The sequence below is a fragment of the Caballeronia sp. M23-90 genome (assembly GCF_053574605.1).
In genome coordinates this window covers 1-2,552 of the sequence record NZ_JBSIPA010000668.1, presented here as the reverse complement: position 1 = coordinate 2,552, position 2,552 = coordinate 1, and the positions used below count along the sequence as shown (strand labels likewise).

2 protein-coding genes are annotated in these 2,552 nt (G+C 59.9%); both read left to right on the top strand.

The window, feature by feature from the left end:
• Window positions 1-205: 205 nt before the first annotated feature.
• Window positions 206-1,750 (top strand): IS21 family transposase, encoded by a 1,545-nt coding sequence (istA, locus tag ACRXB1_RS34405; RefSeq protein WP_449494580.1) that lies wholly within the window; start codon window positions 206-208, stop codon window positions 1,748-1,750.
• Window positions 1,751-1,762: 12 nt separating this feature from the next.
• Window positions 1,763-2,521 carry an IS21-like element helper ATPase IstB gene (gene istB / locus ACRXB1_RS34400; RefSeq protein ID WP_449494579.1) on the top strand — a complete coding sequence of 253 codons (759 nt, stop codon included), beginning with the start codon at window positions 1,763-1,765 and terminating at the stop codon, window positions 2,519-2,521.
• The last annotated feature ends 31 nt before the right edge of the window (window positions 2,522-2,552 follow it).

Here is a 2,552-nt window from a genome sequence, read left to right as displayed (position 1 = left end):
TGCGTATTCCACGCCATCGCGAACAAGGATTCCACGGGAAAAAAATCACGAATTCCACGGCAAAGTTAATGCCGATTCCACGGCAAAGTTAATGCCGATTCCACGGCAAATAGAACAAGGTTTCCACGCCATCGCGAACAGGATTTAGCGGTGACGGCGACGCGGGTCAACGGTGGCACGATTGGCATTTTGTCGAGAGTGCCGAATGGCGAATACCAGGTTGACCATGCGCAAAATCAGGGAAGTACTGCGGTTGCATTTCGAATGCGACCGTAATCAGAGGGAGATCGCCGACGCCGTCGGCACATCGACCACATCGGTGTGGCTTTATCTTCGCCGCATGAAGCTGGCTGGGTTGAGTTACCCGCTGCCGGCGGAACTTCAAACCGACGACGTGGCGCTCGAGGCGCGGCTGTATCCGCCGCCCGGGCCGCGGGAACTGTCGCGCGGCTTGCCTGACTGGGCTGCAGTTCACCGCGAACTCGGCAGGAAGGGCGTCACGCTCGACCTGTTGTGGCAGGAATACAGAGCTCAGCACCCGGACGGATACGGGTATAGCTGGTTCTGCAAGGTTTATCAGGAATGGGCGCAACGGCTGCCGCTCACGCTGCGGCAAGTTCACGTGCCGGGCCAGAAGCTGTTCGTTGACTACTCTGGCAAGAAGATCGGCATCATCGATGCGAACACCGGCGAAATCCGTGAAGCGGAATTGTTCGTCGCGGCGCTTGGCGTGTCCAGTTGTACGTTCGCCGAAGCCACGTGGAGCCAGAAGCTGCCGGACTGGATCGGTTCGCACGTGCGCGCCTTTCGGTTTTACACCGGCACGCCCGAGATCCTTGTCCCCGACAATCTCAAGTCGGGCGTGCATAAGCCGAGCTTCTACGATCCCACGGTGAACCAGACCTATCGGGAGATGGCCTCGCATTATTCCGTGGCAGTCATCCCAGCCCGGAGTAAAAAACCCCGCGATAAAGCTAAGGCAGAGACGGCGGTGCTCGTGGTCCAGAGATGGATTCTTGCGCGCCTGCGCAACGAGCGCTTCTTCAGTCTGGATGAAGCCAACCGCGCGATCGCGGCATTGCTCGTCGATCTGAATAACAAGCCCTACAAGAAGCTGTCCGGCTGCCGCCGTAGTGTGTTCGAGGAAATCGATCGTCCCGCGCTCAAGCCATTGCCCGAGCGCCCATATCAATACGCCGACTGGAAAGTCGCGCGTGTCGGCCCCGACTACCACGTTGAACTCGACAAGCACTATTACTCGGTGCCCTACCGCTTCGCGCGCGAGCAGGTTGACGTGCGACATACCGCGTCGACTGTCGAGATATTCCTTCGCGGCCAGCGTATCGCGGCTCACGCCAAAAGCAATCGGGTGCATTTCCCCACGACGGTTACCGCGCACATGCCAGCGAATCATCAGGCGGCAACAGAGTGGAACCCGCAACGTCTGCTGGACTGGGCCGGCGGCATCGGCCCTCATACACAAGCCGTGATCCAACACTTGTTGGCCGGGCGTCAGCACCCGCAGCAAGCCTATCGCGCTTGCCTGGGGATTCTGCGCATGGGCAAAAGCTACGGGCGCGACCGGCTGGAAGCCGCCTGTCGCCGCGCCATTGATCTGAAAGCACCGAGCTACACGTTCATTGCATCGACGCTGAAGAACGGCCTGGATCGACAGCCCGAACCGGTTGCTGACCAGGCCGAATTGCCGCTCACGCACGCCAACGTGCGCGGGCCTTCGTATTACCACTGAAAGGAAATCACGATGCTGCATCATCCTACGATTGACAAGTTGCACGCGATGCACCTGCTCGGCATGGCGGCAGCGCTCGCCGAGCAACAGTCCCAAGATGGAATAGACCGGCTGGGCTTTGAAGAGCGCCTGGGGTTGTTGGTCGAGCGCGAAGCAAGCGAACGCGAATCGCGGCAAACGGCGTCGCGTTTGCGCCGCGCCAAGTTGAAGTTCGCCGATGCGTCGCCAGAAGATATTGACTATCGCACCAACCGGGGGCTGGACCGAACGCTGACGGCAAGGCTGTTGACCTGCGAATGGGTTCGCGAGAAACAGAATCTGATTCTGGTCGCGCCGACCGGTCTGGGCAAGAGTTGGCTTGCCTGCGCCTTCGCGCTTCAGGCATGCCGTCAGGGGTTCACCGCCTGCTACCTGCGCATGCCTAAATTGAACGAGGAGTTGGCCATCGCCCACGGCAGCGGGCGCTACGCGCGGCTGCTGGCGCAATGGGCGAAGACCGACATCATGATTCTGGATGATCTGGCGATGGCGCCACTGACCGACTCCGCGCGTCGCGATTTGCTTGAAATTCTTGACGATCGCCACGGATACCGCTCCACGCTCGCGACAAGTCAAATTCCTGTGGATCTCTGGCATGGTGCGATCGGCGAGCCGACGGTCGCCGATGCCATTCTCGACCGCCTGGTACACAACGCACATCGCATTACCCTCGAAGGAGAATCGTTGCGAAAAACGCGCGGGAGCTTGACCGCGAACTCGCAAACAAAGTAAATAGCAAAGGCCCCGCGTCGCTGCGCTCCGT